Source organism: Ruegeria sp. BHSB056 (assembly GCF_059613305.1).
In genome coordinates this window covers 1-16,331 of record NZ_JBXWSG010000084.1, presented here as the reverse complement: position 1 = coordinate 16,331, position 16,331 = coordinate 1, and the positions used below count along the sequence as shown (strand labels likewise).

Sequence of the window (16,331 nt, the reverse complement as noted above, 5' to 3'; positions counted from 1 at the left end):
TGGCATATATGAGCGGTGTCACGATCAACGAGATGCAGGATGAGGCCCGCGCCCGGCGCAAGGCAACCATGTCAGCGCTGTTCTTTGTGTTGGGCCTGTCGACAGTTTTTCTGCTGTTGGGTTTCACTGCATCTGCCTTCGGGGCGTTTGTGCTGCAAAATCAGGTACTTTTCGCCAAACTGTCTGGTGCCGTTGTCATTGTCTTTGGTCTGCATTTCCTGAACGTCTTCCGCATCCCCTTTCTGGACCGCGAAGCGCGGATCGAAACCGGTGATTCCGGTGGTTCGGTCTTTGGTGCTTATATTCTTGGATTGGCCTTTGCATTCGGTTGGACGCCTTGCATAGGCCCCCAACTTGGCGCGATCCTGTCACTTGCGGCATCCGAGGCCTCGGTGGCGCGTGGAACGCTGTTACTGGGTGTTTATGCGGCTGGATTGGGTATTCCGTTTCTGCTGGCTGCCATGTTCCTCAACCGCTCTATGACCGTGATGAACCGGATCAAACCCTATATGGGTGTGATCGAAAAAGTCATGGGTGGGCTGCTGCTGTTCGTGGGCATCATGCTGATCACGGGCCTGTTCACCCGCTTCAGTTGGTGGTTGCTGGAAACCTTTCCGGCGCTTGCGAATTTCGGTTGAGCGTCTGACCCCCTTACCTTGACCTAAAGCCTGCGTTAACCTGCGCGGCAGAAGGTAAAGGCATGAGCAGTCAGAGAAATCAGTCACAGGTGCGCAAACGCCGGGTGTTCTACATCCCCGGTTATGACCCGATGCCGCCGCGACGATATCGCGAGCTTTACCGAACCGAGTCGCAAGCGCAGGCCCGGATTTCAGGATATGAGATCACGATTGCCCCTAAGTCCGCAAAAGGTCTGTTCGGCTGGTCCGTGACATCAATGCAGGACGGTGCGTCTGTTGAGACAGAGATCGAAGTACTGGTCTGGTCAGACATCGTGCGCGACAGCATGTCCGCGTCGATCCCAGCAACCTATGCGAAGTTGGCGCACACGGCGTGGATATACATTTCGACCGGTGCTTTGTGGCGCCTCATGCGGTTGCGCAAAGGCCCGGTGATTGCGGCGCTCTATCCGGTGGCGATGTTGGTGTCTCAGTTGCTGGTTGCGCTTGCGGTCGTGTGGGCATCTGTGGTTGTGGCCGGCTGGTGGGGCCTGTTTCCGGGTATCGCCGTTGCGGTTGCGCTGATGCTGTGGTTCCGCAAGATCGACAACCGGCTGTTTGCCTACTACCTGATGCATGATTATGCCTATTCCGCACAGCTGAAGGGGGAAACTCCGCTTAAACTGAAGGACAGGCTGGCCGCATTCCGCAAGGCGATTGAAGCCGCGCTGATATCTGGTGTGGATGAGGTTCTGGTGGTAGGCCACAGTTCGGGCGCGCATCTGGCGGTGTCTGTTCTGGCCGACCTGATCCGCGACAGGGCGGTGCCGCAACAAGGGGCAGAGTTGTCGTTCCTCAGCCTGGGGCAGGTGGTGCCTATGGTGTCCTTTCTGCCAAATGCGCAGGGCCTTCGGTCCGACCTTCAATTCCTTTCCTCCAGTTCAGCCATCACATGGGTCGATGTCTCGGCCCCCGGGGATGGCTGCGCATTTGCGCTGTGTGATCCGGTGGCCGTTACAGGGGTGGCCGGGCCGGAGAAACGTTGGCCGCTTGTCCTGTCGGCAGCCTTTACCCAAACCCTGTTACCTGAACGTTGGAAAGCCCTGCGCTGGCGGTTTTTCCGGCTGCATTTTCAATACCTTTGCGCATTCGATAAGCCGGGTCCGTACGACTATTTCCGAATTACGGCAGGCCCTTTGACGCTAAAGCAGCGGTTCCTTGGGCGCACACCTTCGCGCAGCCGGATTGAGACGCCAGTGTCCAAATACACGTCGGTGCGTCCATGACCCCGCCCAAGCCCCAGCCGCGCGCAGACAAGGTTTCCCTACTGCGTTATCTGAAATTGTTTCGTCAGGATCTGCTGTCTGCACAGCCAGCGCGCCTTTATCGCGCGTGGATGGCCGAATTCAGGACACCCTTCTTCCGGTCCTTCCTGATCAATCAACCGGACCTGATTGACACCGTCCTCAGGAAAAGACCCGAAGATTTTCCTAAATCGGGCCGGATCAGCGAAGGCCTGCGCCCCTTGCTTGGAAATTCGGTGTTCCTAACCAATGGAGAGACGTGGAAACGACAGCGGCGCATCATTGACCCGGCATTTGAAGGCGGGCGGCTGAAAGATACGTTTCCCGCCATGCTGGCCGCGGCAGACGCATGTGTTGAGCGGTTGCGCCCTCATGCCGACAAACAGATCGAAGTCGAAGAACAAACAAGCCACGCCGCAGCGGATGTGATTTTTCGCACGTTGTTTTCGGTGCCAATCGACCACGCCATAGCCAGCAAGGTGTTTGAAAAGTTCCGCAACTACCAGCGCGAACAACCACTGCTGAACCTTGCAGCCTTCGTTCCGCTGCCCAAATGGATGCCTCGGTTTCACTCCCGGACGACACGGAAAAACGCCGAAGACATTCGTAACCTGATCACTGACCTGACCCATGAGCGGGCCGAGACGATCAAGGCCGGAACCGCCCCCGATGATCTGGCAACCAAGATCATGACAACCGCTGATCCTGAAACCGGCCAGTTTTTCGGGCCCGAGGAAATGGTTGATCAGGTCGCGATCTTCTTTCTGGCAGGCCATGAAACCAGCGCATCGGCTCTGGCGTGGACATTGTACCTGCTGGCAATTTATCCCGAGTGGCAGGAAAGGATTGCTGACGAAGCTGCCGCTCTGGACGATCCGACCTTTGCCTCGGTTTCCAAACTCAAGATCAGCCGCGACGTGTTTCGCGAGGCACTGCGCCTTTACCCACCAGTTCCCATGATGGTGCGAGAGGTCACGTGCCCACACCAGTTCCGAAACAGAGACGTTCCGAAAAGGTCACAAATCGTCATCAGCCCCTGGCATCTGCACCGTCACGAACGGTTATGGGACAATCCCGACGGCTTTGACCCGTCCCGCTGGAACAGTGAAAACGGCAAAACATGCCAACGCGAGGCATATATCCCATTTTCCGCAGGTCCCCGCGTCTGTACCGGGGCCGGGTTTGCCATGGTCGAAGGGCCGCTGATCCTGTCGATGCTGGTGCGAAATTTCAAATTCGAAACAATCAGCGGCAAAACACCGGTTCCGGTGGCCCATCTGACCGTTCGATCCAGGGATGGCATATGGTTGCGGCTGGTTGAGCGCTAACAAACTACCATCGGTCCTGACTGTGATGTATGCGGGGGAAGACATCGGAATCATCATTGAACGGGAAAACATTATGGCCAAAGCAGAACAGCGCGCGCAGATGATCAATGGCGCAGGCTTTATCGCGGCATTGGATCAAAGCGGCGGCTCGACCCCGAAAGCTCTGGCGTTGTACGGCGTTGACGCATCGACCTACAGCTCGGACGCTGAGATGTTCGGCGAAATTCAAAAGATGCGCGCGCGGATCATTCTGGCAAATGACTTCACCAAAGACAAAGTCATCGGTGCGATCCTGTTCGAACGCACCCTTGGTGAAGAGATCGAGGGCCGCAAGGTTGCTGATTATCTCTGGTCGGTCAAAGGCATCGTGCCATTCCTGAAAATCGACAAGGGCCTCGAGGATCAGGCCAACGGCGTTCAGTTGATGAAACCGATCCCCGGTCTGGCCGACACGCTGGCAAAGGCAGAAGGCGTATTCGGCACCAAGGAACGTTCGGTCATCCACGAGGCCAATGCCGACGGCATCGCGGCCGTGGTCGCCCAGCAATTCAACGTCGCCCGTGAAGTGACTGACGCTGGAATGGTTCCAATCGTCGAGCCGGAGGTCAACATTCATTCAGAAACCAAGGCCGAGGCCGAGGACATTCTGAAAGCTGAAATCCTGAAGAACCTCGACCAGCTGGCCGAAGGGCAAGAGGTCATGCTGAAGCTGACGATCCCGACCCAGGCAAACCTGTATGACGAACTGGCCGACCATCCGCGTGTTCTGCGCGTTGTCGCGCTGTCAGGCGGGTATTCGACCGAAGAGGCCTGCAACCTGTTGGAACAGAACGGCAAAATGATCGCGTCTTTCTCGCGCGCACTGACCGAAGGTCTCTCGAAACAGCAGTCGGACGCCGAATTCAACGCCGCTTTGGGCGGCAATATCGACAAGATCTTCAAAGCTTCGGTCTGATCCTCAGACAGGTTTCGTGAAAGAGCGGCGCAACTGTGCCGCTTTTTTTCTGCTGATACAGCCTTTGGCATGGTCATTGACCAGCCCCATGGCCTGCATGAACGCAAACACCGTCGTGGGGCCAACAAATTTCCAACCCCGTTTCTTGAGGTCCTTCGACATTGCCACCGACTCGGGCGATGTGGATGTCGATTGTGGCGGCGGCGGGGTTTCCGCCTCATACCGCCAGACATAAGCCGCCAGCGATCCTTCCGATGCCACCAGTTCCTGCACGCGGCGGGCGTTGTTGATCACCGCCTCGATCTTGCCCCGGTGGCGAATGATCCCATCATTTTGCAGCAGACGTTCAATATCAACTTCAGAGAAGTCGGCCATCTTGTTGAAATCAAACCCGTAAAATGCTTCTCGGAAATTCTCGCGCTTGTTCAGGATCGTGCGCCAGCTAAGACCCGATTGAAAACTCTCCAGGCACAGTTTCTCGAACAATCGCTGATCATCCGAGACCGGAAACCCCCATTCGTTGTCATGATAGTCAAAGAATTCCGGCGCCGCCTGGCACCAGGAACACCGAGGTTGACCGTCAGGTCCAGATATCGTGTTACCCATGAATGTACCTCTTTTGTTCCTTGGGGACGTTACACCCAACAACCAAGATCTGACAAGCGTTAAACCTTGTCGCGGTACCAGTTCAGAATAAACACGCGAATAGCCGAGGCCAATCCGGTTTCCGGGTCGCGGTCAACATCAATTTGCGCGGCCAGTGCATTGATTGGCTGATCTTTTTCTTTCGCAATATCGCGAAATGCCCGCCAGAATTCGTCTTCAAGCGAGACTGATGTCCGGTGTCCCTTGAGGGTCAATGAACGTTTTACCGGTCGACCGCTCATTCATCCAGCTCGTGATTGTCAAGGTCACGCTTCTGCTTGCTCTGCTGAAGCCTAACGATTGCTTTCTCGGACTTGGTGCGCCCAAAGGCGACGGCATTCTGATCTGCGCGGGCCTTCTTTTTGGCCCGCGCCTTTTCTTTTCGATACCGGTTCAGGTTGACCGGCTTGCCCATCAGTCTTTCGGGCCGATCATCTGTTCGGGGCGCACAACGGCATCAAAGGTTGCCTCGTCCACAAACCCCAGCGCGATGGCTTCTTCCTTGAGGGTTGTGCCGTTCTTATGCGCGGTCTTGGCGACCGTGGTGGCGTTGTCATAGCCGATGGTCGGGGCCAGCGCCGTCACGAGCATCAGCGATTCCTTCATCAGCTTGTCGATGCGCGGCTCATTGGCCTTGATGCCCAGCAACATCCGCTCGGTAAAGCTGTCGGCAGCGTCGCCCAGCAACTGGATGGATTGCAACAGGTTGTAGGACATCATCGGGTTATAGACGTTCAGCTCGAAATGGCCCTGACTACCTGCAAAATTCATAGCGGCGTTGTTGCCCATCACATGCGCCGCAACCTGTGTCAGCGCCTCGGCTTGGGTCGGGTTCACCTTGCCGGGCATGATGGACGAGCCGGGCTCGTTCTCGGGCAGGATCAGTTCGCCAAGCCCCGAACGCGGACCAGAACCCAGGAAACGGATGTCGTTGGCAATCTTGTAACAGCTGCCCGCGATGGTCGCCAAAGCCCCGGACATAAAGACCATGGCGTCATGGGCGGCCAGCGCTTCGAACTTGTTCGGCGCGGTCACGAAGGGCAGGCCGGTGATCTGCGCCATATGGCCCGCCACAGCTTCGCCCCAACCGTTTTGGGTGTTCAGGCCGGTGCCTACGGCGGTGCCACCCTGCGCCAGCTCATAAATACCGGGCAGCGCTGCGTGAACGCGTGCAATCCCCTGACGGATCTGGTGGGCATAACCGCTGAATTCCTGCCCCAGTGTCAGAGGCGTTGCATCCTGCGTATGAGTCCGGCCGATCTTGATGATGTCCTTGAACTCATCAGCCTTCTGCTCAAGACCAGAGGCCAGCTTTTCCAGCCCAGGCAGAAGGACGTCACGAACACTCATCGCTGTGGCGATGTGCATCGCGGTGGGAAAGGTGTCATTCGACGACTGACCCATGTTGCAGTGATCGTTCGGATGCACGGGGTCTTTTGAACCGATGACACCGCCCAGAATTTCGATGGCGCGGTTCGCGATGACCTCGTTCGAGTTCATGTTCGACTGGGTGCCGGAACCCGTCTGCCAGACGACCAGCGGAAAGTTGTCGTCAAACTTGCCTTCGATCACCTCACCCGCGGCCTGAATGATGGCATCGGCAATCCTGGCATCCAGTTTTCCGGTCGCCTTGTTCTCCATCGCGCAGGCTTGCTTGATCACGCCCAGCGCACGCACAATGGCAATGGGTTGTTTCTCCCAACCGATCGGGAAGTTCATGATCGAACGCTGCGTTTGCGCGCCCCAATACTTGTCGACAGGAACCTCGAGCGGGCCAAAGCTGTCGGATTCGGTGCGGGTCTGAGACATCTGTCACTCCGTCTGGTATGCTGTTGTATGCCGTTTAGCCGCAGCCAAGCTGTGACGCAATCGGCCAGTTGCGCGCACCTTAAACCCAAGGGCGTCAAAGGTATAGGCGCGGGGTGCGTCACTTTTATTGTTATCGTCGGGGAATGTGCCATTGTGCGCGGCCCCCTCTCAGCTACAATAGGTTCGTAGCCGCCTTGGAGGACAAGATGTCTAATTTCCATCGCATTACGCTTGAAAAAGCGATCGTGTTATTTGCTGTCTGTGCTTTGTGGCTGTCTGTTCTGGGCGCATCTGCGCGCGCCGCGGACATTACCCCGTTCCTGGGGGATTATGTGGGCTCGGCAAATGTCGTGGATGCGGACGGAACCTCAACCCCGCGGGATATGAGCGTTTCCATTTTCGAGACCAAAAACGGGTTCAACGTCAGCTGGCAAACCACGACCTACAAGCTGGACGGGCGGGTAAAAGAACAGCAGTTTTCCATCGACTTCGTGCCCTCGGACCGCCCGGATGTATTTTCGGCCGCAATGAAACGCAACGTGTTCGGTCATGAGGTTCCGCTGGATCCGATGAAAGGTGAACCCTTCGTCTGGGGGCGTATCGAAGGCGAAACGCTGACGGTGTTTTCGTTGTTCATTGACGTTGACGGCGGATATGAATTGCAGCAGTTCGACCGAACCCTGGCCGAAGACGGGCTGAACCTGTCATTCTCGCGCTTCATAGACGGTCAGAAATCCCGATCTGTCGAAACATTTCTGATGAAACGCTGAACCCCGCGCAGGGCGGGGCTCAAAGGCTTATTTGCGGAAGCTGTCCAGCGACACGACATCGGCGTCGTGATGCGCCTGTTCTTCCTCTTCGACTTCGATCAAGTCCTCTGCAACATAATCGTCCTCATCTTCGTCGTCCGGGCTTTCGAACCGCAGTCCAAATTCCACCGATGGATCGACAAAGGTCTTGATCGCGCCATAGGGGATGTAAAGCGGTTCCGGCGCGTCTCCGAAATTAAGGGTAATGGCGAATCCGTTCTCTCCGACCTCGAGGTTTTCAAACCAGTGTTGCATGACGATTGTCATTTCTTCCGGATACCGGTCGCGCAGCCAATCGGCGATATCCACGCCATCTTCGCGTGTGTCGAAGGTAATGAAAAAGTGATGCGCTCCGGGCAGACCGGATTTCGATACATCCGTCAGCACAGTCTTGATAAGCCCGCGCATGGCGGTGTGCATCAGGTTGCCATAGTCGATGCCTTGCGACATGTGTCATCCTCAAAAGTGGTTAAGCTCAGCATAGGGGTTTTGTTCGGAAACGAAAGGGCAGGTATGATCGGATTGATCAGATATTATGCGCAACCAGCCCTGCCAGTGACATCAGAACCAACACTGTTCCGATCCCCAATTTTAGTCGAAATATCAATATTCCAGCAATAAAGGTTAACGCAAGCGCCGGGATGTTGAGCGAAGACACTTGGGGCACGGGTATTGCCGCCGGACCCAAATTCATGTCTGGCACCGATTCGAAAAGAACATTCAGGGCAAACCACACGGAAAGGTTGAGAATCACTCCGACAACAGCGGCGGTGATGCCGTGAAGGGCGGCAGACAGGCGGGGGCGCGAGGCCAACCGATCAAGATAGGGGGCCGTCAGGAAAATCCACAAAAAGCAGGGCACAAACGTTGCCCATAGCGCGACAGCGCCCGCGGCAAGCGCCAATGAGAACCCATCGTTGTTCTGCCCCGCCAGCATGGCGACGAACTGCGTAACCAGTATCAATGGCCCAGGGGTGGTTTCTGCCAGCCCCAATCCGTCGATCATCTGGTCTGCACTGATCCAGTGGTACTGATCCACAACCGTTTGCGACATATAGGCCAGAACGGCATAGGCGCCGCCAAAGGTCACGACAGCCAGCCGGGCAAAGAACCATCCCAGATCGCTGAGCAATTGGTGGCCGCTGAGTGTTAACGCGACAAGCGGCCCCAGCCAAAGCGGCAACCAGATCGCTATCGTCCGGGCCGAGCGGGCAAGGTGCGGCGTGTCCTGAGCCGCGGTTTTCCCGTTGGGTCCATTATAACGCAAATACCCCCAAAGGGCCGCGATCAAAATGATCAGGGGGAAGGGCAGGTTGAACAGAAAGATCGACAGAAACGACAGACCCGCGATGACACGATGCTCCGTATCCGTCAGCGCCTTACCTGACAGCTTGCGCAGGGCTTGCAGGACGATCACGATGACGGTCGCCTTGATGCCGGTAAATGCGGATTGCACCAGTGGAATGTCGCCGAATGCTGTATAAAGCGCGACCAGGACAGTAATGACAAACGCCCCTGGCAAAACGAACAGGCTACCCGCAATCAGCCCGCCCGCGACGCCGCGCAAGCGCCAGCCTGCGTAGGTTGCCAATTGCATTGCCTCGGGACCGGGCAGCAACATGCACAAGGAAAGCGCGCGCAGATAGGTCTGTTCATCCAGCCAGGGCCTGCGCTCGACCAGTTCCTGATGCATCAGCGAGATCTGGGCAGCGGGGCCGCCAAATGACAACAGGCCGATCCGTCCGAATACCTTGAAAAGGTCCAGTGCCGAAGGTTTCATGCGCCATGACCCGATGGCCAGTCATGCTTTTCATCAAACCCGTCGCGTGCCCAGCGGAACAGGGCATCATAAAGGCGCAACCCGGCTTCAAGTTGCGCATGATCATCGCGATACTGGCGGGACAAACCAACCGAGAACGCCAGCAACCCAGCGGCTTCCGGGGCCAGATCGTGCTGGTCGGTATCCGCAGCGCGAATGATCCGGGCCATACGCTCAAGCGCCTCGGTTCGCAGGTCAAATGCCCGGATCATTGTGTCAAATGTGCAGCCGCTGTCCTGATGCGTCCAAAAAGTACTCGGAACGTCAAAGGGGGTGGCATCAAAATGATCAACGACTCCCTGAACTTCTTCCGACGCGACGAAAAGGAACCGTGCATTGCGATCAACAAACCGGCGGATCAGCCAGGGGCAGGCGATACGGTCAATTTTGGGCCTTTGGCGGGTAACCCACAATGTGCTGCCATTAATGGGCGCCGGCAGAATCGACTGTGGGATCAACGGCGCCTCGCGCTGCTCGTGCCACCCTACAAACCCACCTTCCAGATGTTCGGCGTTTTTGCCCATCCCGCGCAGCCAGGATGCCACCCCTTGGCTGAGCTTTTTGCCTTTGTGGCAGATAATTACACAAGGGTCGTTGCCAATCAGACGGCTTATTGCGTCGATTTCCGTGTGCGGACAGCGAGTTGATCCCGGTATCAGCCGCGGATCCTCACTGAAATCCGCGTCGGTGCGTATGTCGATCAGAACGGGCGCCTGAGGCGTTCCGATCAATCGGCTCAATTGGGTTGGTGTGATGGCGTTAAGGGCAGCCATAGCATGTCTCCTTTAGTCATTCGGATCCATGCGAAGCTTGGGCTGACGCCTCACGGGGTGTTCGCAAGCTGACCCCCTGCGTCAGTGCTACCGCGCAAGAACGTAGGGGGTCAAGTTTGCGGTTTGAACCGTCAGGCCCAGTCGAGCCTCTGACCGGTCATGCACACCGGAAGGGTGTCGGCAGGAAACTGACCCATCTCTTCAAAAAACGAGATGAAATCGAAATGATTATACGCTTCGACCATCTTATTGTTTTTGAACCGGGCCATGACCTGACCGGTGACCTCCAAAGGGGCACCATTATCGGCCCGGCACGTCTGCACATGCAGGATGGCGGATACCCAATCGCCATTCTCGATGATCTTGGGCAAATCCACCTTGATATCCCCCAAGACATGGCGAAATGCCGTGACTAGATCCCGAAAATCCTCTGCACCCACTTGCATTTCGGGGATTAACCCCTCGGCCATGGTTTCTGGCGCAAAGAACTGATCGATGGCCTCGGTGTTTCCGTTTTCCCAAACCTCAGAATACCAGGATCTGAGTATCTCTGAATTCGTCATCCCAACGCTCCTGTCCAACTGCGAACACGATGGCAAAAAGGAATGAACAAACTCTGAATCTGCGCAAAGGCGGCATAAATCTCAGACATATTGGGGGGAAGTGCAGGTTTCTGTTGCCAGGTACCTGCGAACCCCGCCTTACGCGGCTAGGCGCAAGGACTTAAGTTTCGGTCTTGTTACTGCTTACGCAGCAACTGCAACCGGAGCACGATTGTCGTTTGCAATTGTACTGTTTTCGCCGGTAACGGTGGCAGACAGCCGAGACAAAGCTTACCCCTTTAGACGTTCGTCGATCCTGTTTCGGCCCCGTGATCCTCAAACGAAGGATTTTGGTGGAGCCGCCGGGTACCGCCCCCGGGTCCGATCCGCTTATTACGAGCGCGTTTATGTCCATAGTCCCGAAGGACACCTCATATATAGGTGAGGTCAGCGACGGATGCAAACCCGGATTGCACATCTTTGTTAGCTTTAATTACAGATCGTTACGCGGCCCTATTGAAGTTGGCGGCGATCAACCATGTCGCCAGAACCAGTTCGATTCCTCCAAAAGTCGCTGCCTTCAAAAAAGGCGGGTTATCTAGCGCCAGTGACAGGAAGCGGCCCAGTGCGGCACCGGCATAGACAATGCCCAGCATCGTGTAGGCCATCGGAGAATTCAGCCAGATGACAGCAATGCCCGAGACGACAAACAGCCCTCCGACCGAAGCGCGCAGTTCGCTCAGACCCATGGTGCTGTTGGTAGGTGCAAGATCCAGCGCGTTGGCGGTATGAACTGGCGCCAGAAAGCCGAACAGGCCAAAACCGATTGTCAGCAACGCGGCAATGACATTCAGGGTCGTGATCATCGGGGCCTCATTGAATTGTAATATCAGAACCTGAGGATAGTGTGTTGCGACCCAAAGGAAAGCGATTAAACCGCCGACCACAGCCCCAAAAGACCAACCAAAACAAGGCTGAGCGCCCAGATGAGTTCAAGGTTGAACCAGCTGCGGGACAGAAAACGCAGCCCCAACCAACGATAAACAGCGAAGGCCAGAAACCCTCCGCCCAGAACCATGGCGGCGGTATGCAAGGCCGCGACCCCCAGAACCAGCAGACCGTTTGTTGTCATGATTTTGGATATCGCCTGATGACCGGCATCCAGTTCATCCAGCTGGCACAGACCCAGATAGATCGGAACCAGCATAAGGGCGGCCCCGTGTGCAAGAGCCACGAGAAACGACCACAGCGCCAGTTTGCTGGGTGGTATGCGCGACAGAAAACGGGGGTGACGGCGGGTGATCGCAATGTAAAGCCCCATCGCGATGACAGTCAACGCAGCCCCGATGCGGATTTCCCGTTGATAGTCGACCAGAACGGCCATCAGCGCAAAAGGCAGAAGGACACCCAGCATGGCAATGAAATGTCCACCGGCCAAAGCTGCCAGCGCGCGCCAGAGGGCGGATTGGCGCTGCTCCATCAGGGCTGACGAAACCGCCAGCGGCCAGCCCATCCCGGGGTTCAGCCCGTGATACGCGCCGCTCAGAACAACGGCCAGCCAAAGGCCAGCCGTTGATGTCATCAGGATTTCCAATTCAGACCGAAGGGTAACAGAAACTGTCGGTTGAACAATCTCCGCCCTCCAGCCGGATTTGGTGGCTGCGATATCCTTTGGGGAAATCGACCCAGAACTTCGGGTCCAAAACCAGCCCGCCATTGTCGCCGACATCCGCCTTGACCATGGCCGCACCGCCTTCTTCGGGATAGAACTGATCATCCCACGTGGAATAAAGCGAATTGGTCCAATAGACGCGATTACCATCGCGGCTGATCTCGACCATTTGCGGGCCATAGCCAAAGGTCTGACCGTTCGGATGTTTGGTCTTTTTGACAATCCCTCCGATTTCGACCTTCCCGGCAAGGGTCGGGTTCATCGGATCGGACACATCATATTGATGCATCTCACCGGTGCCCCAGCAGGCGACATAAAGGTATTTGTCATCCAGGCTCAGGTCGATATCGGTGACCAGTGGCGGTACAGCGGCAAACCCCTTGAGAAGATCAGGAAGATCATCAGGATCAGCGGGTTGCGGGTCGATGGTGATCGTTTTCTTGGCTTCGAACGTGCCGTCGTCATTGCGCCACCACGTAAAGATTGCGCCTTGCAGGTTGGTTGTATCAACGACAACGCCGCAGAACCCGTATTGTTTGACCGGGTCATGCGCGGGCCGGATTTCCAGCGCCATCTGGTGGTTTTCGCCCAGATCGATGGTTTGAATATTGGTCCGGTTGCGCAGGTTCCAGAAATGGATGCGGTGACCGTATTTGTTCGAAAGCAGATCTTCGGCCACCAGCCCGTTTTCAAATTGTGGGGGAAGGCCCCATTCGGAACTGACCATGTAATCGCGCGGCAGATTCCACCAGAAATCATAGTGCTTGTCCTGCACACCGCGCTCGATCTCATAGCGCCCGATGATCTCGAAGGTTTCACAATCCATGATGAAAATACCTGGAGGGCCATCGGTGCCGTCCGCGCCGCCGCCGCCCAGCGTGCTGACATAGATGCCTTCCGGCCCGCAATGAATCGTGTGCGGTCGTGAATACCCGGTTTTGTCAAAGACTTCCTCGGGTTCGATGATCTTGTGAATCTTCGCTTCAAGTGGGTTCTTTACATCGATGATATATATCCGGCTGGAACGGATACCGGGGATAATCAGATAGCGTCGTTCCAGAAAGGCATGACCGCTGAGCGGAGACAGCGACGAGGAACAGGCATTCCAACCGAAATGGTGAAACTCGTCGCCTTTTTCGGGCATGATCACCTGGTGCACGATCTTCCCGAAATCGGCCGAGGTCGGATCGACATTCACAACTGCCAGCCCGTCAGGTTGCGAAAAATCGGGGCTGAGCATCAGCGTGAATGCAAGCGTTTCAGCGGGGCCTTCCATCGCCAGCTTGGCCGACGGATAAAAGGTTGGGTCCGGTCTTTTGTTCATAACGTCCTCCCGTAAATCATTGTCATTCAATTCTTATTGAGAGTTCCGGTCTTGGCGCCGGATGACATTCTGCCTGCTCGTACCTCTGCCTTTGAAAGTATGTTTCCGTCTAAGCCTTCAGGCCGGTTTGCGTTTGCGTACGGCCACATCGTGGGCCAGTTGCTGTGTGTAATGCTCCAGGTCGACCAACGCCGTGTCGACAATATCTGCGTCTCTGGCTTCAAGCGCGTCCGCAATTCTGGTGTGCAATGCGATGATTTCTTCGCGCGACCGAGCTGTGAAGGTAATCATGTTCATCAAAGGTTGCATCGCCTCGACCGCGCCAGCCAGTTGATAGGACAGGACCGGGTTGTCGGCCCCGTCTACCAGGGCCCTGTGAAAGGTGACGTCTGAGGCACAAAACGCCTCATCCGTCAGACCGGGCTGGGACTGGCGAAAGATTTCCGCCCGCATCGTGGCAAGCTGATCCGCCGTTCGTCTTTGGGCAGACAGGGGGGCACAGGCCCGTTCCAGCGCATAGCGGGCCTCGCAGGCCGTATCAAAGCTGACCGCGTTCATCGACAGCAGCAGGGTCGAGGTCGTGATCTGCTGCGAATAGGCATCTTCGAAACTCAGACGGTTTACGAACGCACCTCCGGTTGCGCCACGCTGCGTGCGGATCAGGGATTGTGCCGCCAGTCGTTTCAAAGCCTCACGCACAGTTGGGCGCGAGACTTGAAATTGCTCGGAAAGTTCCGCTTCCGAGGGCAGGCGCGCATCCACGATCAACTCGCCTGAGACAATCGCGTCCCGGATGGCATGTGCAATCTGGGCAGACAGGTCGGCGGTTTTCCGAGGCGCGGTTTTCATGTTCAGAAGACCCTGAGCAAATTTTTATTTGTCTGACATTTAAAAGTCTGACATTTGAAAAGCAAGAGAGTTGAGTCGGGAGGCCGAAGTGAGTCGTACTTGGCTGCGCAGCGGAATGTGGCTGGGCTTTTATGTCCTGATCCTGTGGGCATGGTGGGTCTTGTTCGCGATGGGCCGCGACATGGATCTTGACCTGATCGGTCGTCCGGGACCCATGGGGCAGGCGATGGCTGCGATGGACCCGCGCATGGATATGTACATGCCGATGGCCGAGTTTGGCACGCTGTTCTGGATGTGGGCGGTCATGATGGCGGCCATGATGCTGCCAACGCTTGTTCCGACCCTGCGCAGCTATGACGACCTGATCCAAAGCGCCAATGGCACCCGTGCCGGGTGGTTGGGTGTGCTTGCAGGGTATTCCTTGGTCTGGGTCGGATTTGCGGCTGTGATCGCGGGAACGCAACTGGCTTTGCTGTTTGGTGGCGTGATCGACATGCTGGGCATTGCCAGATCCGGCTGGGTTGCGGGCGGGTTGATGATCGCGGTTGGCGCGTTTCAGTTCTCGCGCGTCAAAGAGGTCTGCCATGGCGTGTGCCACGCCCCAATGACCTATTTCCTGGGCCATTGGAAAACCGGATTTGCGGGCGGTGTGCGCATGGGGCTGGGCCTTGGTGCCTTCTGCGTCGGATGCTGCTGGGGTTTCATGGCGCTGGGATTTGTGGGCGGCGTCATGAGCCTGTTGTGGATGGGGCTCGCGACCCTGTTCATGGTATTGGAGAAACTTCCCCAGATCGGGCATGCTGTGACCCGGCCAATGGGGTTTGCGCTGATTGCGGGCGGTCTTGTTCTGCTCGTTTATCCAATTAGCTACGGAGGATAAGCCAATGGCTAAGAACAGAAAACCAGACGCCGACCGGTTGCCCGTCAGCCAACGCATCGACAGCCGGATGCCCAATCCCAAACGGCGCGAGATGAGTCCGACGGACTGGGCCATCAAGGGTGAGTTGATCCTGAACTGCTCGTGTGATGTGTTCTGTCCCTGCGTCGTTTCACTGGGCGCGCACCCTCCGACCGAAGGGCATTGTCATGCCTGGATGGGTATTATCGTTGATGAGGGCCATTATGAGGGCGAGGACCTGTCGGGTCTGAATGTCGGCCTGCTTGTGGATATTCCCGGCCGGATGGGTGAAGGCCAGTGGAAAGTGGCGGCTTACGTCGACGAACGCGCCAGCGGCAAAGCCTATAACGGGCTGCTGCAAATCTTCAGCGGGCAGGCGGGCGGTACCACCGGTCTGTTCACCATGCTCGTCAGCGAAATCATCGGGGCCGAACGGGCGCCGGTTCAGATCGAGCGCGACGGCACCAAACGCCGCATCATGATCGGTCGCAAGATTCAGGGTGAGATCGAGATGTTGGCGGGCAAAGACCCCGAGCATCCCGTGATGGTTTCAAACTCAAAATACTGGATGGGACCGGACATCATCGTGGCGCGCGGCACCAAATCGAAAGTGCGCGACTACGGTCGCGTTTGGGATTTTGGTGGCAAGTCCGCTGAGATTTGCCCGATTGATTGGCACGGGCCCAAATGATGATCACAGGCGCGTTTACGCAAGATGTGGCGCGCTAGAAACACTGGCAAAACTCGCAGTTGGCCGAGTTTCTGCAATAGTTGTCGCATCAGGAACTGACCTGTTTATTGGGCCAATCACCTGTTGCTTAGTCGTAAAAGAGGTCGATGTCACAATGCCTTACGAAAACTATGTGATCCATTTCTTCAACCATCAGACCCACCACCGGGGTCAAATGCGCAAGATGCTGACCGAAGTTGGGTCGCAAGCGCCCGTCAGCGATATCGTCTTTATGCCCAAGGAGGTTTGAATGCCGC

At 56.5% G+C, this 16,331-nt stretch carries 20 protein-coding genes and 1 other RNA gene; 8 read left to right on the top strand and 13 right to left on the bottom strand.

The annotated features are described in order from the left end of the window. From AC2FND_RS16465 to AC2FND_RS16450, 4 genes are all read left to right on the top strand, one after another. A partial coding sequence (locus tag AC2FND_RS16465; RefSeq protein WP_496770911.1) for a cytochrome c biogenesis CcdA family protein occupies positions 1-638 on the top strand: 638 nt, incomplete at its 5' end. A 62-nt stretch (positions 639-700) separates the two neighbouring features. After that, complete coding sequence (locus AC2FND_RS16460) at positions 701-1,903, top strand: hypothetical protein (protein WP_496770909.1); 1,203 nt, start codon at positions 701-703, stop codon at positions 1,901-1,903. After that, a complete protein-coding gene (locus tag AC2FND_RS16455; protein WP_496770907.1) occupies positions 1,900-3,249 on the top strand; it encodes a cytochrome P450 in 1,350 nt (449 codons plus the stop codon). Before AC2FND_RS16460 ends, AC2FND_RS16455 begins: the two co-directional genes overlap by 4 nt. 73 nt (positions 3,250-3,322) lie before the next feature. Beyond that, entirely contained in the window at positions 3,323-4,204 is an 882-nt protein-coding gene (locus AC2FND_RS16450; protein WP_209596162.1) for a fructose bisphosphate aldolase, read from the top strand. Positions 4,205-4,207: 3 nt separating this feature from the next. Here the strand turns inward: AC2FND_RS16450 and AC2FND_RS16445 are convergent, their stop codons facing one another. The 4 genes from AC2FND_RS16445 to fumC are packed head-to-tail and all read right to left on the bottom strand — an operon-like array spanning position 4,208 to position 6,658. Next, positions 4,208-4,810 carry a DNA-3-methyladenine glycosylase I gene (locus AC2FND_RS16445; RefSeq protein WP_496770905.1) on the bottom strand — a complete coding sequence of 201 codons (603 nt, stop codon included), beginning with the start codon at positions 4,808-4,810 and terminating at the stop codon, positions 4,208-4,210. A 59-nt stretch (positions 4,811-4,869) separates the two neighbouring features. After that, complete coding sequence (locus AC2FND_RS16440) at positions 4,870-5,091, bottom strand: ribbon-helix-helix domain-containing protein (RefSeq protein ID WP_209504003.1); 222 nt, start codon at positions 5,089-5,091, stop codon at positions 4,870-4,872. Then, positions 5,088-5,264 carry a DUF4169 family protein gene (locus AC2FND_RS16435; protein ID WP_496770903.1) on the bottom strand — a complete coding sequence of 59 codons (177 nt, stop codon included), beginning with the start codon at positions 5,262-5,264 and terminating at the stop codon, positions 5,088-5,090. The genes AC2FND_RS16440 and AC2FND_RS16435 overlap by 4 nt, the downstream gene beginning before the upstream one ends. Continuing rightward, on the bottom strand, positions 5,264-6,658 hold the full coding sequence (fumC, locus tag AC2FND_RS16430; RefSeq protein WP_480481058.1) for a class II fumarate hydratase: 1,395 nt from the start codon (positions 6,656-6,658) through the stop codon (positions 5,264-5,266). Before fumC ends, AC2FND_RS16435 begins: the two co-directional genes overlap by 1 nt. A gap of 206 nt (positions 6,659-6,864) precedes the next feature. Here fumC and AC2FND_RS16425 point away from each other — a divergent pair, with 206 nt between their 5' ends. Further along, positions 6,865-7,428, top strand: a complete 564-nt coding sequence (locus AC2FND_RS16425; RefSeq protein ID WP_480481056.1) for a hypothetical protein — start codon at positions 6,865-6,867, stop codon at positions 7,426-7,428. Positions 7,429-7,455: 27 nt separating this feature from the next. Here AC2FND_RS16425 and AC2FND_RS16420 read toward each other — a convergent pair whose 3' ends face one another. The 9 genes from AC2FND_RS16420 to AC2FND_RS16380 all read right to left on the bottom strand — a co-directional run bounded on the left by AC2FND_RS16420 (position 7,456) and on the right by AC2FND_RS16380 (position 14,446). Next, positions 7,456-7,917: an SspB family protein gene (locus AC2FND_RS16420; protein ID WP_480481054.1), complete on the bottom strand. Its 462-nt coding sequence runs from the start codon at positions 7,915-7,917 to the stop codon at positions 7,456-7,458. A 76-nt stretch (positions 7,918-7,993) separates the two neighbouring features. After that, positions 7,994-9,247 carry a chromate efflux transporter gene (gene chrA / locus AC2FND_RS16415; RefSeq protein WP_496770901.1) on the bottom strand — a complete coding sequence of 418 codons (1,254 nt, stop codon included), beginning with the start codon at positions 9,245-9,247 and terminating at the stop codon, positions 7,994-7,996. Next, a complete protein-coding gene (locus tag AC2FND_RS16410) occupies positions 9,244-10,059 on the bottom strand; it encodes a chromate resistance protein ChrB domain-containing protein (RefSeq protein WP_496770900.1) in 816 nt (271 codons plus the stop codon). The genes chrA and AC2FND_RS16410 overlap by 4 nt, the downstream gene beginning before the upstream one ends. Before the next feature lie 131 nt (positions 10,060-10,190). Continuing rightward, positions 10,191-10,622 (bottom strand): ester cyclase, encoded by a 432-nt coding sequence (locus AC2FND_RS16405; RefSeq protein ID WP_496770898.1) that lies wholly within the window; start codon positions 10,620-10,622, stop codon positions 10,191-10,193. 99 nt (positions 10,623-10,721) lie between these two features. Then, positions 10,722-11,068, bottom strand: a transfer-messenger RNA (tmRNA) gene (ssrA, locus tag AC2FND_RS16400). Between the two features lie 36 nt (positions 11,069-11,104). Continuing rightward, a complete protein-coding gene (locus AC2FND_RS16395) occupies positions 11,105-11,467 on the bottom strand; it encodes a DUF4345 family protein (RefSeq protein WP_480481048.1) in 363 nt (120 codons plus the stop codon). Between the two features lie 65 nt (positions 11,468-11,532). Next, a complete protein-coding gene (locus tag AC2FND_RS16390) occupies positions 11,533-12,183 on the bottom strand; it encodes a hypothetical protein (RefSeq protein WP_496770897.1) in 651 nt (216 codons plus the stop codon). Positions 12,184-12,196: 13 nt separating this feature from the next. Further along, positions 12,197-13,597 carry a selenium-binding protein SBP56-related protein gene (locus AC2FND_RS16385; protein WP_496770896.1) on the bottom strand — a complete coding sequence of 467 codons (1,401 nt, stop codon included), beginning with the start codon at positions 13,595-13,597 and terminating at the stop codon, positions 12,197-12,199. A gap of 117 nt (positions 13,598-13,714) precedes the next feature. After that, on the bottom strand, positions 13,715-14,446 hold the full coding sequence (locus AC2FND_RS16380; RefSeq protein ID WP_480505260.1) for a FadR/GntR family transcriptional regulator: 732 nt from the start codon (positions 14,444-14,446) through the stop codon (positions 13,715-13,717). Between the two features lie 115 nt (positions 14,447-14,561). On the opposite strand from AC2FND_RS16380, the gene AC2FND_RS16375 reads away from it, so the two are divergent. The 3 genes from AC2FND_RS16375 to AC2FND_RS16365 all read left to right on the top strand — a co-directional run bounded on the left by AC2FND_RS16375 (position 14,562) and on the right by AC2FND_RS16365 (position 16,324). Continuing rightward, positions 14,562-15,326, top strand: a complete 765-nt coding sequence (locus tag AC2FND_RS16375) for a DUF2182 domain-containing protein (RefSeq protein ID WP_496770913.1) — start codon at positions 14,562-14,564, stop codon at positions 15,324-15,326. 4 nt (positions 15,327-15,330) lie between these two features. After that, entirely contained in the window at positions 15,331-16,035 is a 705-nt protein-coding gene (locus AC2FND_RS16370) for a DUF1326 domain-containing protein (RefSeq protein ID WP_209596177.1), read from the top strand. Positions 16,036-16,189: 154 nt separating this feature from the next. Next, complete coding sequence (locus AC2FND_RS16365; RefSeq protein WP_480505256.1) at positions 16,190-16,324, top strand: DinB family protein; 135 nt, start codon at positions 16,190-16,192, stop codon at positions 16,322-16,324. The last annotated feature ends 7 nt before the right edge of the window (positions 16,325-16,331 follow it).